The sequence below is a fragment of the Oryzomicrobium terrae genome, from assembly GCF_008274805.1.
Lineage (GTDB): Bacteria > Pseudomonadota > Gammaproteobacteria > Burkholderiales > Rhodocyclaceae > Oryzomicrobium > Oryzomicrobium terrae.
Genome location: NZ_CP022579.1, coordinates 1,804,491 through 1,819,458 on the forward strand (window position 1 = coordinate 1,804,491; position 14,968 = coordinate 1,819,458).

Consider the following 14,968-nt stretch of genomic DNA (forward strand, 5'->3'; position numbering starts at 1 on the left):
GCCACCAAACGAAAACCCCCGGTCTGGACCGGGGGTTTTCGTTGCCTGAAGCAAGAACGTGCTCAGCGGTTCTTGAAGCTGGCCGGACGCTTTTCGACGAAGGCGGCCATGCCTTCCTTCTGGTCGTCCAGGGCGAAGCAGCTGTGGAAGGCGCGGCGCTCGAACAGCAGGCCTTCGGCCAGGCCGGATTCGAAGGCGCGGTTGACGCTTTCCTTGATCATCATCACCACCGGCAGGGAGTACTCGGCGATCTGGGCGGCCGCGGTCAGGGCCTCGTCGAGCAGCTTGTCGGCGGGCACCACGCGGGACACCAGGCCGGCGCGCTCGGCTTCCTCGGCACCCATCATGCGGGCGGTCAGGCACAGGTCCATGGCCTTGGCCTTGGACACGGCGCGGGGCAGGCGCTGGGTGCCGCCGGCGCCGGGCAGGATGCCCAGCTTGACTTCGGGCTGGCCGAACTTGGCGGTTTCGGCGGCGATGATGATGTCGCAAGTCATCGCCAGTTCGCAGCCGCCGCCCAGGGCGAAGCCGGCCACCGCGGCGATGATCGGCTTGCGGCAGGTCTTCACCTTTTCCCAGTTTCGGGTGATGTAGTCGCCCTTGTAGGCGTCCATGTAGCTGAACTTGGCCATCATGCCGATATCGGCACCGGCGGCGAAGGCCTTCTCGGAGCCGGTGATGACCACGGCACCGATGCCTTCGTCGGCTTCGAACACGGCCAGGGCCGCACCCACTTCGTCCATCAGGGCGTCGTTGAGGGCGTTCAGCTGCTTCGGCCGGTTCAGGGTGATGAGGCCCACCTTGCCGCGGGTCTCGACCAGAATGTTTTCGTAGCTCATGTCTCGTTGATCCTGTTGTGGTTGCCGGTCGGCGTTATTCGCTCGCGATGGAACGGCCGATGACCAGGCGCTGGATGTCGTTGGCACCCTCGTATATCTGGCAGATGCGCACGTCCCGGTAGATGCGTTCCACCGGGAAGTCGGCAGTATAGCCAACCCCGCCGTGGATCTGGATGGCATCGGAGGCGATCTTCTCGGCTGCCTCCGAAGCGAACATCTTGGCCATGGAGGCTTCTTTCAGGCACGGCTGGCCGGCGTCCTTGAGTTGGGCGGCGCGCCACACCATCAGGCGGGCGGCATCGAGCAGGGTGGCCATGTCGGCCAGGCGGAAGTTCACCGCCTGGTGCTCGATGATGGGAACGCCAAAGGTGACCCGCTCCTTGGCGTAGCGCACGGCGGCTTCAAAGGCGGCCCGGGCCATGCCGATGGACTGGGCGGCGATGCCGATGCGGCCGGCTTCCAGGTTGGACAGGGCGATCTTGTAGCCCTCCCCTTCCTTGCCCAGCAGCGCGGAGGCGGGAATGCGGCAGTTCTCGAAGATGATCTGCACGGTGTCGGAGGCGTGCTGGCCCATCTTTTCTTCAGTGCGGCCGACGATGAAGCCCGGGGTGTTGGTGGGCACCAGGAAGCAGGAGATGCCCTTCTTGCCCGCAGCCTTATCGGTGACGGCGAAGACGATGGCCATGTGGGCGTGCTTGCCGGTGGTGATGAACTGCTTCACGCCGTTGAGCACGAAGTGGTCGCCGTCCCGGTCGGCCCGGGTGGTGATGGCGGCCGCGTCGGAACCGGTATGGGGCTCGGTCAGGCAGAAACAGCCGAGCTTTTCGCCCCGGGCCAGGGGCTTGAGCCATTCTTCCTTCTGGGCATCGGTACCGTACTTCTGGGTGATGCCGCAGGCCAGGGAGTTCTGCACCGAGACGATGGTGGAGGTGGCACCGTCGCCAGCGGCGATCTCTTCCAGGGTCAGCACCAGGCTCATGTAGTCCATCCCGGCGCCGTCCCATTCCTCGGGCACCACCATGCCCATGGCCCCCAGTTCGCCCAGTTCCTTGAGGGCCTGGGCGGGGAAGGTGTGGTTCTTGTCCCACTCGGCGGCAAAGGGGGCCAGGCGCTCCTGGGCGAAGGCGCGCATGGTGTCCCGGATCATCTGATGTTCTTGATTAAGAATCATGTCTAAATCCTTGTTATAAATTACTTTGCTGCCATGCGGATGGAGCCGTCGAGACGGATCACTTCGCCGTTCAGGTAGCTGTTTTCGGCGATGTGCTTGACCAGGGCGGCGTACTCCGCCGGCTTGCCCAGGCGCGAGGGGAAGGGAACCATCTTGCCCAGGGCGTCCTGCACTTCGGCAGGCATGCCGAGCAGCATCGGGGTTTCCATGATGCCCGGGGCGATGGTCATGACGCGGATGCCGGAACGGGCCAGTTCCCGGGCGATCGGCAGGGTCAGGGCGACGATGCCGCCCTTGGAGGCAGCGTAGGCAGCCTGGCCGATCTGACCGTCGAACGCGGCTACCGAGGCGGTGCTGACGATGACGCCGCGCTCGCCCTGGGCGTTGGGCTCGTTCTTGGCCATGGCTTCGGCGGCCAGGCGGATCATGTTGAAGCTACCCACCAGGTTGATGTTGATGACCTTGGCGAAGCTGGCCAGGCGGTGGGGGCCTTCCTTGCCCAGCACTTTTTCGGCGGGCGCGACGCCGGCACAGTTGACCAGGCCGTCGACCTTGCCGAAGGCGGCCACGGCGGCATCCACGGCGCCCTTGGCGCTGGCCTCGTCGGCCACGTCGGTCTGCACGAAGCGGACGTTGACGCCCAGCTCGGCGGCGAGAGCCTGGCCGGCCTCGGCGTTCATGTCGGCGAGCACGGCGCGGCCGCCGGCTTGCACCACCATGCGGGCGGTGGCGGCACCCAGGCCGGAAGCACCGCCGGTAACGATGAAGACGCTGTTTTCGAGTTGCATGGAGTTGTCCTTTTCTGCTGGGGATTCAAGAATTCAAACTACTTCAAGGCGACGGCGCCCGGATAGAACCGGGCGCCATGATATGACGAAACCTTAAACAGGATCAGCCGTGCTGGGCCGGGGGATTGACCTTTTCGGCCTCCTGCTTGCGCAGCAGGAAGCGCTGGATCTTGCCGCTGGGGGTCTTGGGCAGCTCGGCGACAAACTCGATCTCCCGCGGGTAGGCGTGAGCGGCCAGGCGGTGCTTGACGTACATCTGCAGCTCCTCGGCCAGTTCCGGGCTGGCCTTGTAGCCGTCGCGCAGGATGACGAAGGCCTTGACCAGCTCGGTACGCTCCGGGTCGGGCTTGCCCACCACGGCGGTTTCCATCACCGCCTCATGCTCGATCAGGCAGCTTTCCACATCGAAGGGCCCGATGCGGTAGCCCGACGAGGTGATGATGTCGTCGCTGCGGCCGACGAAGCTGATGCTGCCGTCGTCGTTCAGTTCCACGGTGTCGCCGGTCAGGTAGTAGGGACCGACGAACGCCTTGGTGTCCTGCTGCCAGTAGCCCGGGAACCAGAACAGGGGCGACTGGGAGCGGTCGATGGCCAGGATGCCCGGCTTGCCCGGGGGGAGCTCGACCGCCTCACCGCCCTCCTCAGCCACCACCGCCACCCGGTAGCCGGGCAGGGCGAAGCCGGCGGAACCGGGCTGGACGTGGTGCTTCAGGGCATGGTGGTTGCACACCACCATGGCGATCTCGGTCTGGCCGTAGTGGTCATAGATCGGGCAGGCCAGGTGTTCCTCGAACCAGCGGATCACTTCCGGGTTGAGGGGTTCACCGGCGCTGCTCACCACCCGCAGCTTGCCCTTCACCGGCAGGGCCGCCTGTTCGCCGGCGGCGATCAGCAGGCGGTAGGCGGTGGGGGCACCGGCCAGGTTGGTGATCTTGTACTTCTCGATCATCCGGTAGGTGGATTCCACCGTGAACGGACCGTCGTAGAAGGTGGTGGCGTGGCCTTGCAGGAGCGGGCCGGTGACCCCGAAGTACAGACCGTAGGCCCAGCCCGGATCGGCGATGTTCCAGTAGATGTCGTCGTCGCGCAGGTCCACCGCCTGACGCATGTACTGGCCCAGGCCCATCAGGGCCTTGATCGGCACGGGTACGCCCTTGGCGAGGCCGGTGGTGCCGGAGGTGAACAGCATCATGCACAGGTCGTCGCCGCGCAGCATGACGGGATCGAACTCGGTGGACTGCTTGTCCACCTCGGCCCAGAAGTCGGCATCGCCGGCCGTCAGGGTGGCGTTGCTGCGCACCACGGTGAGCACCGGGGGGCAGTCGTTCACGTCGTCGAGCTTGCTGCGGTTGACGCTGTCGGTCACCACCAGCTTGGCCTCGCTACGGTCGAGGCGGTATTCGATGGCCTTGGGGCCGAAGGCGGTGAACAGGGGTTGATAGACCGCCCCGGCACGCCAGGTGCCGAGGATGACCACCAGCAGCTCCGGCACCCGGGGCATCAGCCCGGCCACCCGGTCGCCCGGCTTCACGCCCCGGCTCACCAGATAGTTGGCGAACTTGGCGGACAGCTCCTTGAGCTGGGCGAACGTGTAGGTGGCCGAATCACCGTCCTTGCCTTCCCATTGCAGGGCGACCTTGCCCGGCGCGACGTGGCGGTCGCAGCATTCATAACAGGCGTTGATCCCCTTCTCCAGGTCGCCGTCGAACAGGGCGGCCACGTCTTCGAGGCGGAAATTGGCGACGGCGTCGCTGTAGTTCTGGATGGTCATGGTGTCTCTCTCCCTCCTTCGGACAAAACGGCCGGGCGTCGTGAACGCTCGGGAAGAGCGCAGTCTAGAAAGGGCGCCGGCCCTCCTCCATGCCAAAATCGGTCAAAATAGATGAGCGTTTTTGCCATACCGTCTCGTCTTATTCCACTGTCACGCCAACCTCCATGTCTTCAGAAAAAGGAACCATCGCCGTCAGCTTCGTCGCCGAAGCCCTGCACGTCGCCAGGCAACGGGGCGTGGATGTGGAAAGACTGCTTGCCGAGGCGGAAATTCCCCCGCGTCTGCTCGACGTCCCCCAGGCCCGGGTTTCCGCCGTCCAGTACGCCACCCTGTGGCATGCCCTGACCCGGGAGCTCAACGACGAATTCTTCGCCATGGACTCCCACGGCATGAAGCCCGGCTGCTTCACCCTGCTCAGCCATGCCACCCTGGATGCCCCCAACCTGGGCCGTGCCCTGACCCGGGCCCTGCGTTTCTTCAGCCTGGTGCTGGACGATCTGGGGGGAACCCTGGCGGTCAGCGATGGCCAGGCCATATTGACCTTGCACCAGGTGCGCGGCCCGCAGCGCTTCTTCGCCCATGCCACCTTCCTGCTGCTCCTCTTCGGCCTGGCCTGCTGGCTGGTGGGCCGGCGCATCCCCTACCAGTCGGTGGTCTTTCGTGATGCCCTCCCTCCCGGCACCGAGGACGAATATCGGGTGTTCTTCGGCCCCAACCTGAGCACTGGCGCACCGGCCACGGTGATTGCCTTCGATGCCCGCTACCTGACCCTGCCGGTGGTGCAGAACGAGCGGACTCTCAAGGAATTCCTGCGCGAGGCCCCGGCCAACGTCCTGGTCAAGTACCGCAATCCGCGCAGCCTTACGGTCCGGCTGCGCGCCCGGCTGCGCCAGAGCGCCCCCGCCGAGTGGCCAGACCTGGAGCGCATGGCGCGCCACCTCAACATGGCCCCCTCGACCCTGCGCCGCCACCTGGAGGACGAAGGCCAGTCCTATCAGTCAATCAAGGACGAACTGCGCCGCGATCTGGCGCTGGAACTGCTCGGCGGCTCCTCACGCAGCGTGCTCGATGTGGCCATGGAGTTGGGGTTTGCCGAAGCCAGCGCCTTCCACCGCGCGTTCAAGAAGTGGACCGGCATCCCTCCTGGCGAATATCGCAGGAAACTGCTCAGCAACGATGCCTTGGTGAAGTATTGAGGCCCAATGCTTCCCGGCGGCTTGCCGGCTGTGCCAGCGCGGCAATTGACGCACAATAGACCCTCATGAAGACCATGGATCGTCACCTGTTGCGTCGTTTCTGGAACCTGGCGACTCCGTACTGGCGTGAGGACGAGAAATGGACAGCCTGGGGGTTGCTTGCCCTGCTGGTGCTCCTGCTGCTCGGGCAGACGCGCTTCGCTGTGCTGCTGAACGAACAGACCGGAGAATTCACCTCGGCCCTGGCGGCCCACGATGCTGACCGTTTCTGGGGTTCGATCAAGATCTGCCTGGGGTTGCTGGTCGTCGCCGTACCGATCTATGCCTGCTACTACTTCGTACGGGACAAACTGGGCATCTACTGGCGGCGCTGGCTAACCAACCGCTTTCTGGGGACCTACTTCAGCCAGCGGCATTTCTACGAGCTCAACGCCAGCACCGAAGTCGACAACCCGGACCAGCGCATCGCCGAGGACATCAACACCTTTACCCAACGTTCCCTCTATTTCTTGCTCGTTCTGATCGGCGCGTTGCTGCAGCTGGTCGCTTTCAGCAACGTGCTGTGGTCGATCTCCCGGGAGCTCGTCTATTTCCTGGTGTGCTACGCCGTTGCCGGCACCCTGATCACGCTGCTCCTGTTCGGCAAGGTGCTGATCGGCCTGAACTTCCACCAGCTCCGGCGCGAGGCGGACTTCCGTTTTAGCCTGGTGCGCATTCGCGAGAATGCCGAGTCGATCGCCTTCTACCGCGGCGAAACCCAGGAACTGCTGCAGGTGAAGCGGCGCTTCAGCGCTGCGTTCAAGAACTTCAACGCCCTGATCCAGAGCCAGTTCTTCCTCAACCTGTTTCAGTACGCCTATGCCCTGATGACCATCGTCCTGCCGAGCGTCATCATTTCCGCCCGGGTGTTGTCGGGAGAACTGGAGGTGGGCAGCGTGATTCAGGCTGGCGGCGCCTTTGCCGCAGTGCTCGGCGCCATCTCGGTGATCGTGGACAACTTCGAGAGCTTGAGCCGCTTCGCTGCCGGGGTCGATCGCCTCAACACCTTTGCCACGGTGATGGCCGGCAAGCCCGGCGGCAGCGCCCACCCTGCCGGGGTCATCGAGTCGGTGGAAGATACCAATCTGGCCCTGGAAAGCGTCACCCTGAAGACGCCCAATGGCGAGCGCACCCTGATCGAGAATCTCACCCTCACCATTCCTCCCGGCGAAGGGCTGATGATCGTCGGTGAGAGCGGCAGTGGCAAAAGCTCCCTGCTGCGCGCCATCGCCGGGCTGTGGTACGCGGGCAGCGGCCGGATCGTCCGTCCTCCACCCGAGGAAATCCTGTTCCTGCCACAACAGCCCTACATGCTGCTCGGCACCCTGCGCAGCCAGTTGCTCTATCCCAACCGGGACCGGCCGATTCCCGATGAACAGCTGCTGGCCGTGCTGGAGCAGGTCAGATTGCCCAACCTGGCGGCCCGTTTCGGCGGCCTGGAGGCGGAGCGGGATTGGGAAAAGGTTCTCTCCGTCGGCGAACAGCAGCGCCTCGCCTTTGCCCGGGTCCTGCTCACCCGCCCCCGCTACGTCATGCTCGACGAAGCCACCAGCGCCCTGGACCCGGCCAATGAGGAAAGCCTGTACCGGCTACTGGCCAGCACCGACACGACGCTGGTTAGCGTCGGCCATCGCCCTACCCTGCTCAAGTACCACAAGCGGGTGCTGGAATTGGACGATGGCAGCACCTGGCGCACCATCCCCGCTGACCGCTATCGCTTTAAACTCTGACCGGCTGCCGTACGCCTCACGGCCGTCAGGGTTACGGCGACTGACCTGGCCGGGAGGGCTCCCGCTAGCACCGCGGAAGCCGGGGTTTCCGGTGGAGCTTAGCCGTGGGCGAGCTTGGCGGCGATCTGGGCCACGTGGCGCCCCTGGAAGCGGGCGATGGCCAGTTCGTTTCCGCTCGGCTGACGGGAACCGTCGCCGGCAGCGATAGTGGAGCTGCCGTAAGGGCTGCCGCCGGTGATTTCGGCCATGCTCATCTGCCGTGCTTCCGAATAAGGAACGCCGACGATGACCATGCCGTGGTGCAGCAAGGTGGTGTGGAAGCTGAGGATGGTGGATTCCTGACCACCATGCTGAGTGGCGGTGCTGGTGAACACGCTGCCCACCTTGCCGATCAGCTCGCCCTTCATCCACAGGCCGCCCGTCTGGTCGAGGAAGTTGCGCATCTGGGCGCACATGTTGCCGAAGCGGGTCGGGGTGCCGAAGATGATGGCGTCGGCTTCCGCCAGCTTGTCCGGGGTGATTACCGGAATGTTGGCAAAGCCTGCCTGGGCAGCCTTGGCGCCGCTCTTTTCCAGGGCCGCTTCCGGCACCAGTTCGGGCACCCGCCACAGGCTCACCTCGGCCCCCGCCACCTCACGGGCACCGGCCGCCACGGCCTCGGCCATCTGGTGGATATGGCCGTACATGCTGTAGAACACCACTTGGATTTTCGTTGCCATCACATTGCCCCTGTCTGGTTGAACACGTCGATCAGATGCTGCGGATACTGCGAAAACGCCCGGTGAGTGCCCTTTCGACGCCCCGGGCGGTGGAGCGCAACAAGCGGTTGACCCGCTTACCTGCCCGTCGTTCCGCGTTCGGGCCGGGCCCGCGGACTTTCCCTAGGCTACTGTCAAAATATGTCAGGAATGGGTCGGGGTATGGTGCAATGCGCGTTTTCCAGCAAACCTGCCCGCCATGTCTCGCGCCCAACGCCTGCTGGACTTGATCCAGACCCTGCGCCGCCACCGTTTTCCCGTCACCGGGGCGGTCTTGGCCGGCGAGCTCGGCATCAGTCTGCGTACCCTCTACCGGGACATTGCCACCTTGCAGGCCCAGGGAGCGAGCATCGAGGGCGAACCCGGCCTGGGCTACGTCCTGCGCCCGGGATTCATGTTGCCGCCCCTGATGTTCTCGGAGGAGGAGATCGAGGCCCTGGTGCTGGGGAGCCGCTGGGTGGCCGATCGTGGCGACGACCGGCTCGGGGCCGCCGCAGGCAACGCCATTGCCAAAATCGCCGCGGTGCTGCCCGCCGATTTGCGCGCATCCCTCGAAGCCTCCGCCCTGCTGGTCGGTCCCGGCACACCAGGCCCGGAAGAAAAAATCGATTTGGCCACCATCCGCCAGTCGATCCGTACCGAACGCAAGGTCGAGATTGCCTACCGGGACCTCCGTGACGCCCCTTCGTCGCGCACGATCTGGCCCTTCGCCCTGGCCTTTTTCGACCGGGTCCGGGTCGTTGTGGCCTGGTGCGAACTGCGCCAGGGCTTCCGGCATTTCCGTGTCGATCGGATCGTTTCCCTGCACGTCACCGAGCAGCGCTACCCGCAGCGGCGCCAAGCACTGCTCAAGACGTGGCGCAGCGAACAGGGCATCGCGGCCGCATAGCAAAGCGCTGCTGACAAAATCTGGCAGGAGGCCTGGCTAGGATGCTGTTCAGCCCCGGGACTCCTGCGCCTGGCGGCCCGTCATCAATCCTCCAGGAACCTTGCCATGCCCGATTCCAACTTTGTCCTGCTGTACGTGGACAGCCCGGCGGCCAGTGCCGCCTTCTATGCCGAGTTGCTCGGCAAGCCCCCCGTCGAAAACTCCCCCACCTTCGCCCTGTTCGTTCTGGATTCGGGCCTCAAGCTGGGCCTCTGGGCACGCCATGCCGTGGTTCCTGCCGCCCGCTGGTACACCGGCGGCGGCGGGGAGCTGGCCTTCGCCGTCGCCGACCCGCACGCCGTTGCAGCGATGCACGGAGATTGGTCCCGGCGCGGGCTGACCATCGCCCAGGCCCCGGTCGAGATGGACTTCGGCCACACCTTCGTCGCCCTCGATCCGGATGGCCATCGCCTGCGGGTGTACGCCCCGGCCGCCGCATGAAGCGCAGCTGGATTGCCGTGGCCTCGGCCGAGCATGTACAGCGCGGCCGCCGTGAGGGATTCATGCAGGTCTGCCACGGCAAGGCCGCTCCCCTGCGACGCCTCCACCCGGGGGATCGGGTCGCCTACTACTCGCCGACCCTCGTCTTTGGCGACAAGGCGCCGTGTCAGGCGTTTACCGCCATCGGCACCGTGCAATGCGGCCTTCCCTACCAGGTGGACATGGGCGACGGGTTTCACCCCTTTCGCCGCGACGTGTCCTGGCTGGAGGCCCGGGAGGCGTCCATCCACCCCCTGCTCGGCAGGCTGGAGTTCACCGCGGGGGTGCGGAACTGGGGCTATCCCTTCCGTTTCGGGCTGTTCCCGGTCAGCGAGCACGACATGGACATCATTGCCGCAGCGATGGCCGTAGCGTGCGCCTCTGAGGGCATCGCGACGTCCCCGCCTCCGCAGGGACGCTTGTGGGAAGAAGGTTAGGTGGCGAACCGGCGGCTATGTCACCGCTACTACCCTGGTGGTTGGCGCCCCTGGTCGGGGAGCGGTGGCCAGCCCTCCCCTCCCGCCATGCTCAGTAGTGACCGGCGTATTTCTTTTCCCCGGCGGGAATGGCGATCTTCAGCCAGTTTTCCGGCGGCGGCAGGGGACAGGTGGCAAAGGGCGTGAAGGCGCAGGGGGGGTTGTAGGCCCGGTTGAAATCGAGCACCAGGCGGCCTTCCCGCGGCGGTGCGGCGTGCAGAAAGCGGCCGGCTCCGTAGGTGTCGCGCCCGGCGCCCAGGTCGCGAAAAACGAAGAAATAACCGTCCTCCCCCTCTTCCATGGGCAGCAGCGCATTGCGCTGGCCGTCCCGCTCGAACACGGCCTGGCCGCTCACCTGGACGGCCTTCAGTTCGCCGGTGACGGTGGGCACCTCCAGGATCTGAGGCGGATCGAGCCGTTCCCAGGCCGCGTCCACCTGCCAGGCCGGATCGAAGGCAAAGTAGTCGAGCCCGGCAAAGGGATGGTGCCGTTGCCACGCCCGATCACGCAGGCGCACCGCCAGACGGCCGTCTCGGGCGATGACGAAGAAGTGCAAATCCCCCGCGGTCACGGTGGAGGGTGTGCCCCGCGCATCGGTCGCCAAGGTGATCCCGGCCCCCTCGATCGCTGGCCCTTCTCCTCCCTCCACCACCGCCGGGCTACCCGGGGCCGCTTGCCAGACCAGATGCTCGCCGTCGCTGCCGTCCCACAGCAGATCCCCCAGGTGGGCGGGGCCGTCAGGCAGCACTACGGTGCCGTCGGCGGCGCTGCCGACCCGGTTACGGCCGGGTTCGAGCCAGGTCAGACCGATCAAGCCCAGCCAGCTGTCGGGGCTGGCCAGTTCGGCGTGGCGCCGGGCACACCAGTGCTGCCAGCGGGCTAGCGGTGTGGCGGGGGATGCGCTGGCGGCGGGGGGAGTGGCGGACATGGGGATTGGCGCTCCAGACAGTCGAGGAATGCCGCACAGTCTATTTTCTTGCGCCGGGTTGGCAACCCCCGGCTGCTCCCGTGGCTGCCAGACTGGCTTTGTCCTGGCATGGAGCGGGCCGTTGCAGCGTGGGCGGTTCTATCTGGGCGGTGCCGGGAGAACCTGCCAGTCATCCCAGCATTCGCTGACGTAGGGGTAGTAGCCGGGGGGATCCGAACAGTAGTACCAGTAGGCCGCGCCGGGGAGTGGCGGGTAGTAGCCCGGGGAATAGGCAGGCAGACCCGGGTAGAAGTACCACAGGCCGTTGATCGTCCACCACCAGCCGAGGCGCCCGTTACGGTGTCCGTAGCGCCAGACGCCGCCTGGGCCGCCAGGCGGGCCGCCGTGCTGGTGGATCAGGGGAGCGCCGCCGTGCCATTGGGTTGGTGGCGGACCGCCCCCGGGGTGGCGGCCCCGGCCGTCGGCCAGGGTCGAAAGCGGGATCAGGGTGACGGCGAGCAGCAGGGCTGTGCGCCATGCCAGGGATTTCATGACCGTTCTCCCTCATGCGAGACGCGATCCCCTACCCCTACCGTGGCGCTCCGGCCGGCGGTGGCGGCGGATAGGCGCCCGCAGGTGGTGGGGTATTGGGCGGGGGAACCGATGGCGGCGGCGGGGTATTCTGGATGTACCCCCGGCTCGGCGAGTAATAGGGGCTGAAGCCGGCCGAGACGGGAACCCGCTCGCCCTTGGCGTACATGCACTGGATGTAGGCGTAGTCGTACTGCCGCTGGGTGCCCCGGGCCGACCCTTCGGCCGCGTCCAGCCCCACCATGCTGCCGAGCAACAACCCGGCACCGGCGCCCACGCCGGCACCGCTATGTCCGCCGAAAGCCGCCCCGGCGGCCGCGCCTACCGCCGTGCCTACGGCGGCGCTCTTCACCCCGCTGTCCGTGGCGGCCCGATTGGCGCTCACGCCGCCGGTCTGGACCAGGGCGTAGTTGCGGCAGTCCTGATCGTCGAGGCGAAACTGGTCGAAGCTCTTGCCCGTGCCCGGCAGGGCCATCACGCTCGGCCCGGTGGGCACCGAGGCGCATCCCGCCAGGGCTATCGCGGCGAAGGCACCGGCAAGGGTGCCCCGTTTGTTGGTGAAGCCCATGGTCGCGCTCCTTCCGTATTTCGACCGCTTACTGCCCTGCGGGCGGCTGCGGTGCCACCTGCTGCCAGCCCGAGGCGCATTCCTTGACGTAGGGGTAGTAGGCCTTCGCCTCCGGGCAGAAGTACCAGACGTTGCTTTGTGGCACGGCAGCGGTGGGCGCCTGTTCGACATAGACGGGCGGCGACGGAGGCGTCACCACCACCGGGGGGTAATAAGGATAAGGATAGACGGGCGGATAGTAGGCCGGCGGGTAATACACCCGGGGAGGGCCATACCAGGGGCCGGGCGCCCAGGCGCCGATCGACACCCCGAAGTGGACGTGGCCCCGGTCTGCCCAGGCGCTGCCGGTGGCCGCCAGGCCGAGCACGGCAAGGGCGAGCAGGAGTTTTGGCGATTTCATGGGACGGCTCCAAGGTGGGGCGGATACGAAAACCTCCGCCACTGCTTTCATTTAAGCACCTGGAACGGCCAGAAGTGTGTCCGGCGTGGATGGGGTTGTAACAATTCGTTGGCCGGGCTGAAGGCCAGGCACTGCGGGGATTTCCCCCCGCCCTCTTCTGTGCTTGGCGCTGGATTTTTACCGCGGACGTGAGTTTTCCTGCGGGGCAGCGCGGGAGGGGGCGATGGGCCGTTCCTGAACTTCCCGCCATCGGCGGGTCTCTGACGAAAGTAATAGTTCCACCAGGCAGCCCCACCCGAGGAGAACGCCATGAGTGCCATTCCCATGAAGCTGGTCGTACTGGTGGGTAGCGTCCGCCAGGGCTCCTACAACGCCGCCATCGCCCGGGCCCTGCACCAACTGGTGCCGGCCGGGGTCACGGTGGAGATCCTGCCATCGGTGGCGGGGCTGCCGATCTACGACGCCGATCTCCAGGCCGCGGGCTTTCCCGAGGCGGTGACGCGCATGGCGGACGCCATCCGGGCTGCCGACGGGCTGGTGATCGTCACTCCGGAATACAACTATTCGGTGCCCGGCGGCCTCAAGAACGCCATCGACTGGCTATCGCGCCTCTCCCCGCAACCTCTGGCGGGCAAGCCGATCCTCATCCAGAGCGCCTCCATGGGCGTCTTTGGCGGCGCCCGGGCCCAGTATCACCTGCGCCAGATTCTGGTCTTCCTCAACGGCATGGTGATGAATACCCCGGAAGCCATGGTGGGCGCGGCCCACACCAAGGTGGACGCCAACGGCCAGCTAAGCGATCCGCTCACCCGGGATTTTCTCGCCAAGCAGCTCCAGCACTTCCATACCTACGTACGGCGCATCTCCGCCGGGGCGCGCATCGACGGCTAGGACGCGCAACGGGCGTATTGAACAGGTGCTACCCGGAAACCAAGGCGGGGCGCGGTGTTTCAGGGACCCATCGCCGAACACCGCGCCGTTATTGGCTTTCCAGAGGGGCATCGCCAAAACCCGCGCCAGTGCTAGGGTTTAGAGCGATCCCTTGCGCGCTTTGCGCCGGCCCGCCTTATGCCGCAACCGGCGGCGGGATGCGGCGCAGGTGCAGGGCGATGCCCACTCCGGCGAGCAAGCACAGGGCCAGCACGCCGGCCACGCCGCTCCAGCCGTCCAGCCCCCAGGCCAGGCCCGAGGCCCAGCCGAGGACGCCGGCACCCAGGTAATAGAAGGTCAGGTACAGGGCCGAGGCCAGGCCCCGGGCGTGGCTGGCGCGGCGCCCCACCCAGCTGCTCACCACGGAGTGGCTGGCGAAAAAGCCGAAGGTGAGCAATACCACCCCGACGACGATGGCCGCCAGGTGGGAAATCAGCGTGACCAGCACCCCCACGAGCATCAGCAGCATGGTGATCCACATCACCTGACGGCGCCCCAGCTTGTCGGCCAGGCGGCCGGTCCAGGTGGCGGCCACCGGCCCCACCAGATAGACCATGAACACCGCCCCGGCCAGGGCCGGACGCAGGTGGAACGGGGCCTCGGCCAGGTGGTAGGCCAGGTAGTTGTAGGTGCTGGTGAAGCAGCCCATGATCAAAAAGCCCAGGGCGAACAGCCAGCGCAGGCCGGGATCGCTCAGGTGCGCCGCCGCGTCGCGGCGCAAGGTGCCAAGCAGGTCGCGCCAGGGGCCCGGCGTCGGGGCGAAATTGCGCGAACGGGGCACGCTCTTGAGGAACATCACCGAGGCGCACATGCCAAACACCCCCAGGGTGACCATCACCGTGCGCCACGACGCCATGTCGCCCAGGGCCGAGGCCACCAGCCGGCCGCTCATGCCCCCCATGGAGTTGCCGGCGATGTAGAGGCCCATGGCGTAGCCCAGGGAGCTGGGCTCCACCTCCTCGCTCAGGTAGGCCATGGCCACCGCCGGCACCCCGGCCAGGACCATCCCCTGCAGGGCGCGCCAGAAGAGCAGCTGGGAAAAGCCCTCGGAGGCGGCAGAGATCAAGGTGAACAGGGCCACCAGGGCCAGGCCGCCGACCATGATCGGCTTGCGTCCCAGGCGGTCGGCCAGGATGCTGGCCGGGATCAGGGCAAAGGCCAGGGCCGCGGTGGCCACCGACACCACGCCGCTGGCGGAAGCCGGCGACAGGCCGAATTCCTGGGAGAACATGGGCATCAGCGGCTGGGCACCGTGGAGCATGGCGAACACCGAGAAGCCGCCGACGAACATGGCCCGGGTGACCTTGCGGAATTCCGGGGTGCCGCTTTTCAACCGGGCGTGGTCGGCGGCAGGTGCGGCGGCGCTGGAAACGGCGGAAGCGTCAGAAGGCATGGA

Annotated in this window: 16 protein-coding genes; 6 read left to right on the forward strand and 10 right to left on the reverse strand. The window is 66.4% G+C overall.

All coding sequences use genetic code 11. From position 1 onward, the window contains the following. Positions 1-62 precede the first annotated feature (62 nt). From OTERR_RS08295 to OTERR_RS08310, 4 genes are all read right to left on the reverse strand, one after another. Complete coding sequence (locus OTERR_RS08295) at positions 63-839, reverse strand: enoyl-CoA hydratase (RefSeq protein ID WP_149425444.1); 777 nt, start codon at positions 837-839, stop codon at positions 63-65. A 34-nt stretch (positions 840-873) separates the two neighbouring features. Beyond that, entirely contained in the window at positions 874-2,010 is a 1,137-nt protein-coding gene (locus OTERR_RS08300; protein WP_054620892.1) for an acyl-CoA dehydrogenase, read from the reverse strand. A 20-nt stretch (positions 2,011-2,030) separates the two neighbouring features. After that, positions 2,031-2,798, reverse strand: a complete 768-nt coding sequence (locus OTERR_RS08305) for a 3-hydroxyacyl-CoA dehydrogenase (protein WP_149425445.1) — start codon at positions 2,796-2,798, stop codon at positions 2,031-2,033. Between the two features lie 103 nt (positions 2,799-2,901). Beyond that, a complete protein-coding gene (locus tag OTERR_RS08310; protein WP_149425446.1) occupies positions 2,902-4,569 on the reverse strand; it encodes an acyl-CoA synthetase in 1,668 nt (555 codons plus the stop codon). Between the two features lie 164 nt (positions 4,570-4,733). Here OTERR_RS08310 and OTERR_RS08315 point away from each other — a divergent pair, with 164 nt between their 5' ends. Beyond that, a complete protein-coding gene (locus tag OTERR_RS08315) occupies positions 4,734-5,765 on the forward strand; it encodes an AraC family transcriptional regulator (protein ID WP_149425447.1) in 1,032 nt (343 codons plus the stop codon). Between the two features lie 65 nt (positions 5,766-5,830). Beyond that, complete coding sequence (locus OTERR_RS08320; protein ID WP_149425448.1) at positions 5,831-7,534, forward strand: ABC transporter ATP-binding protein/permease; 1,704 nt, start codon at positions 5,831-5,833, stop codon at positions 7,532-7,534. A 98-nt stretch (positions 7,535-7,632) separates the two neighbouring features. Here OTERR_RS08320 and wrbA read toward each other — a convergent pair whose 3' ends face one another. Continuing rightward, entirely contained in the window at positions 7,633-8,253 is a 621-nt protein-coding gene (gene wrbA / locus OTERR_RS08325; RefSeq protein WP_149425449.1) for an NAD(P)H:quinone oxidoreductase, read from the reverse strand. A 238-nt stretch (positions 8,254-8,491) separates the two neighbouring features. Between wrbA and OTERR_RS08330 the strand changes: the two genes are divergently transcribed. The 3 genes from OTERR_RS08330 (at position 8,492) to OTERR_RS08340 (ending at position 10,137) form a co-directional block, all read left to right on the forward strand. Continuing rightward, positions 8,492-9,181, forward strand: a complete 690-nt coding sequence (locus OTERR_RS08330) for a helix-turn-helix transcriptional regulator (RefSeq protein ID WP_149425450.1) — start codon at positions 8,492-8,494, stop codon at positions 9,179-9,181. Positions 9,182-9,286: 105 nt separating this feature from the next. Beyond that, the gene (locus OTERR_RS08335) at positions 9,287-9,661 is read left to right on the forward strand and encodes a VOC family protein (protein ID WP_149425451.1); all 375 of its coding nucleotides are present in this window, start codon (positions 9,287-9,289) and stop codon (positions 9,659-9,661) included. Beyond that, the gene (locus OTERR_RS08340) at positions 9,658-10,137 is read left to right on the forward strand and encodes an EVE domain-containing protein (protein WP_149425452.1); all 480 of its coding nucleotides are present in this window, start codon (positions 9,658-9,660) and stop codon (positions 10,135-10,137) included. Before OTERR_RS08335 ends, OTERR_RS08340 begins: the two co-directional genes overlap by 4 nt. Positions 10,138-10,228: 91 nt before the next feature. On the opposite strand, the gene OTERR_RS08345 is transcribed toward OTERR_RS08340, so the two are convergent. The 4 genes from OTERR_RS08345 to OTERR_RS08360 all read right to left on the reverse strand — a co-directional run bounded on the left by OTERR_RS08345 (position 10,229) and on the right by OTERR_RS08360 (position 12,642). After that, entirely contained in the window at positions 10,229-11,104 is an 876-nt protein-coding gene (locus OTERR_RS08345) for a DUF1684 domain-containing protein (protein WP_149425453.1), read from the reverse strand. A gap of 138 nt (positions 11,105-11,242) precedes the next feature. Further along, positions 11,243-11,635, reverse strand: coding sequence for a hypothetical protein (locus tag OTERR_RS08350; protein ID WP_149425454.1), 393 nt, complete (start codon positions 11,633-11,635; stop codon positions 11,243-11,245). A gap of 37 nt (positions 11,636-11,672) precedes the next feature. After that, positions 11,673-12,242: a YMGG-like glycine zipper-containing protein gene (locus tag OTERR_RS08355; RefSeq protein WP_149425455.1), complete on the reverse strand. Its 570-nt coding sequence runs from the start codon at positions 12,240-12,242 to the stop codon at positions 11,673-11,675. A 28-nt stretch (positions 12,243-12,270) separates the two neighbouring features. After that, entirely contained in the window at positions 12,271-12,642 is a 372-nt protein-coding gene (locus OTERR_RS08360) for a hypothetical protein (protein WP_054620881.1), read from the reverse strand. Positions 12,643-12,951: 309 nt separating this feature from the next. Between OTERR_RS08360 and OTERR_RS08365 the strand changes: the two genes are divergently transcribed. Next, positions 12,952-13,533: an NADPH-dependent FMN reductase gene (locus OTERR_RS08365; protein WP_054620880.1), complete on the forward strand. Its 582-nt coding sequence runs from the start codon at positions 12,952-12,954 to the stop codon at positions 13,531-13,533. 175 nt (positions 13,534-13,708) lie between these two features. On the opposite strand, the gene OTERR_RS08370 is transcribed toward OTERR_RS08365, so the two are convergent. Continuing rightward, entirely contained in the window at positions 13,709-14,965 is a 1,257-nt protein-coding gene (locus OTERR_RS08370; protein WP_149425456.1) for an MFS transporter, read from the reverse strand. Positions 14,966-14,968 lie beyond the last annotated feature (3 nt).

What these genes read in the sequence shown, in the direction of transcription:
- OTERR_RS08295 (WP_149425444.1), bottom strand. Translation starts at nt 839, where the DNA reads ATGAGCTACGAAAACATTCTGGTCGAGACCCGCGGCAAGGTGGGCCTC.
- OTERR_RS08300 (WP_054620892.1), bottom strand. Translation starts at nt 2,010, where the DNA reads ATGATTCTTAATCAAGAACATCAGATGATCCGGGACACCATGCGCGCC.
- OTERR_RS08305 (WP_149425445.1), bottom strand. Translation starts at nt 2,798, where the DNA reads ATGCAACTCGAAAACAGCGTCTTCATCGTTACCGGCGGTGCTTCCGGC.
- OTERR_RS08310 (WP_149425446.1), bottom strand. Translation starts at nt 4,569, where the DNA reads ATGACCATCCAGAACTACAGCGACGCCGTCGCCAATTTCCGCCTCGAA.
- OTERR_RS08315 (WP_149425447.1), top strand. Translation starts at nt 4,734, where the DNA reads ATGTCTTCAGAAAAAGGAACCATCGCCGTCAGCTTCGTCGCCGAAGCC.
- OTERR_RS08320 (WP_149425448.1), top strand. Translation starts at nt 5,831, where the DNA reads ATGAAGACCATGGATCGTCACCTGTTGCGTCGTTTCTGGAACCTGGCG.
- wrbA (WP_149425449.1), bottom strand. Translation starts at nt 8,253, where the DNA reads ATGGCAACGAAAATCCAAGTGGTGTTCTACAGCATGTACGGCCATATC.
- OTERR_RS08330 (WP_149425450.1), top strand. Translation starts at nt 8,492, where the DNA reads ATGTCTCGCGCCCAACGCCTGCTGGACTTGATCCAGACCCTGCGCCGC.
- OTERR_RS08335 (WP_149425451.1), top strand. Translation starts at nt 9,287, where the DNA reads ATGCCCGATTCCAACTTTGTCCTGCTGTACGTGGACAGCCCGGCGGCC.
- OTERR_RS08340 (WP_149425452.1), top strand. Translation starts at nt 9,658, where the DNA reads ATGAAGCGCAGCTGGATTGCCGTGGCCTCGGCCGAGCATGTACAGCGC.
- OTERR_RS08345 (WP_149425453.1), bottom strand. Translation starts at nt 11,104, where the DNA reads ATGTCCGCCACTCCCCCCGCCGCCAGCGCATCCCCCGCCACACCGCTA.
- OTERR_RS08350 (WP_149425454.1), bottom strand. Translation starts at nt 11,635, where the DNA reads ATGAAATCCCTGGCATGGCGCACAGCCCTGCTGCTCGCCGTCACCCTG.
- OTERR_RS08355 (WP_149425455.1), bottom strand. Translation starts at nt 12,242, where the DNA reads ATGGGCTTCACCAACAAACGGGGCACCCTTGCCGGTGCCTTCGCCGCG.
- OTERR_RS08360 (WP_054620881.1), bottom strand. Translation starts at nt 12,642, where the DNA reads ATGAAATCGCCAAAACTCCTGCTCGCCCTTGCCGTGCTCGGCCTGGCG.
- OTERR_RS08365 (WP_054620880.1), top strand. Translation starts at nt 12,952, where the DNA reads ATGAGTGCCATTCCCATGAAGCTGGTCGTACTGGTGGGTAGCGTCCGC.
- OTERR_RS08370 (WP_149425456.1), bottom strand. Translation starts at nt 14,965, where the DNA reads ATGCCTTCTGACGCTTCCGCCGTTTCCAGCGCCGCCGCACCTGCCGCC.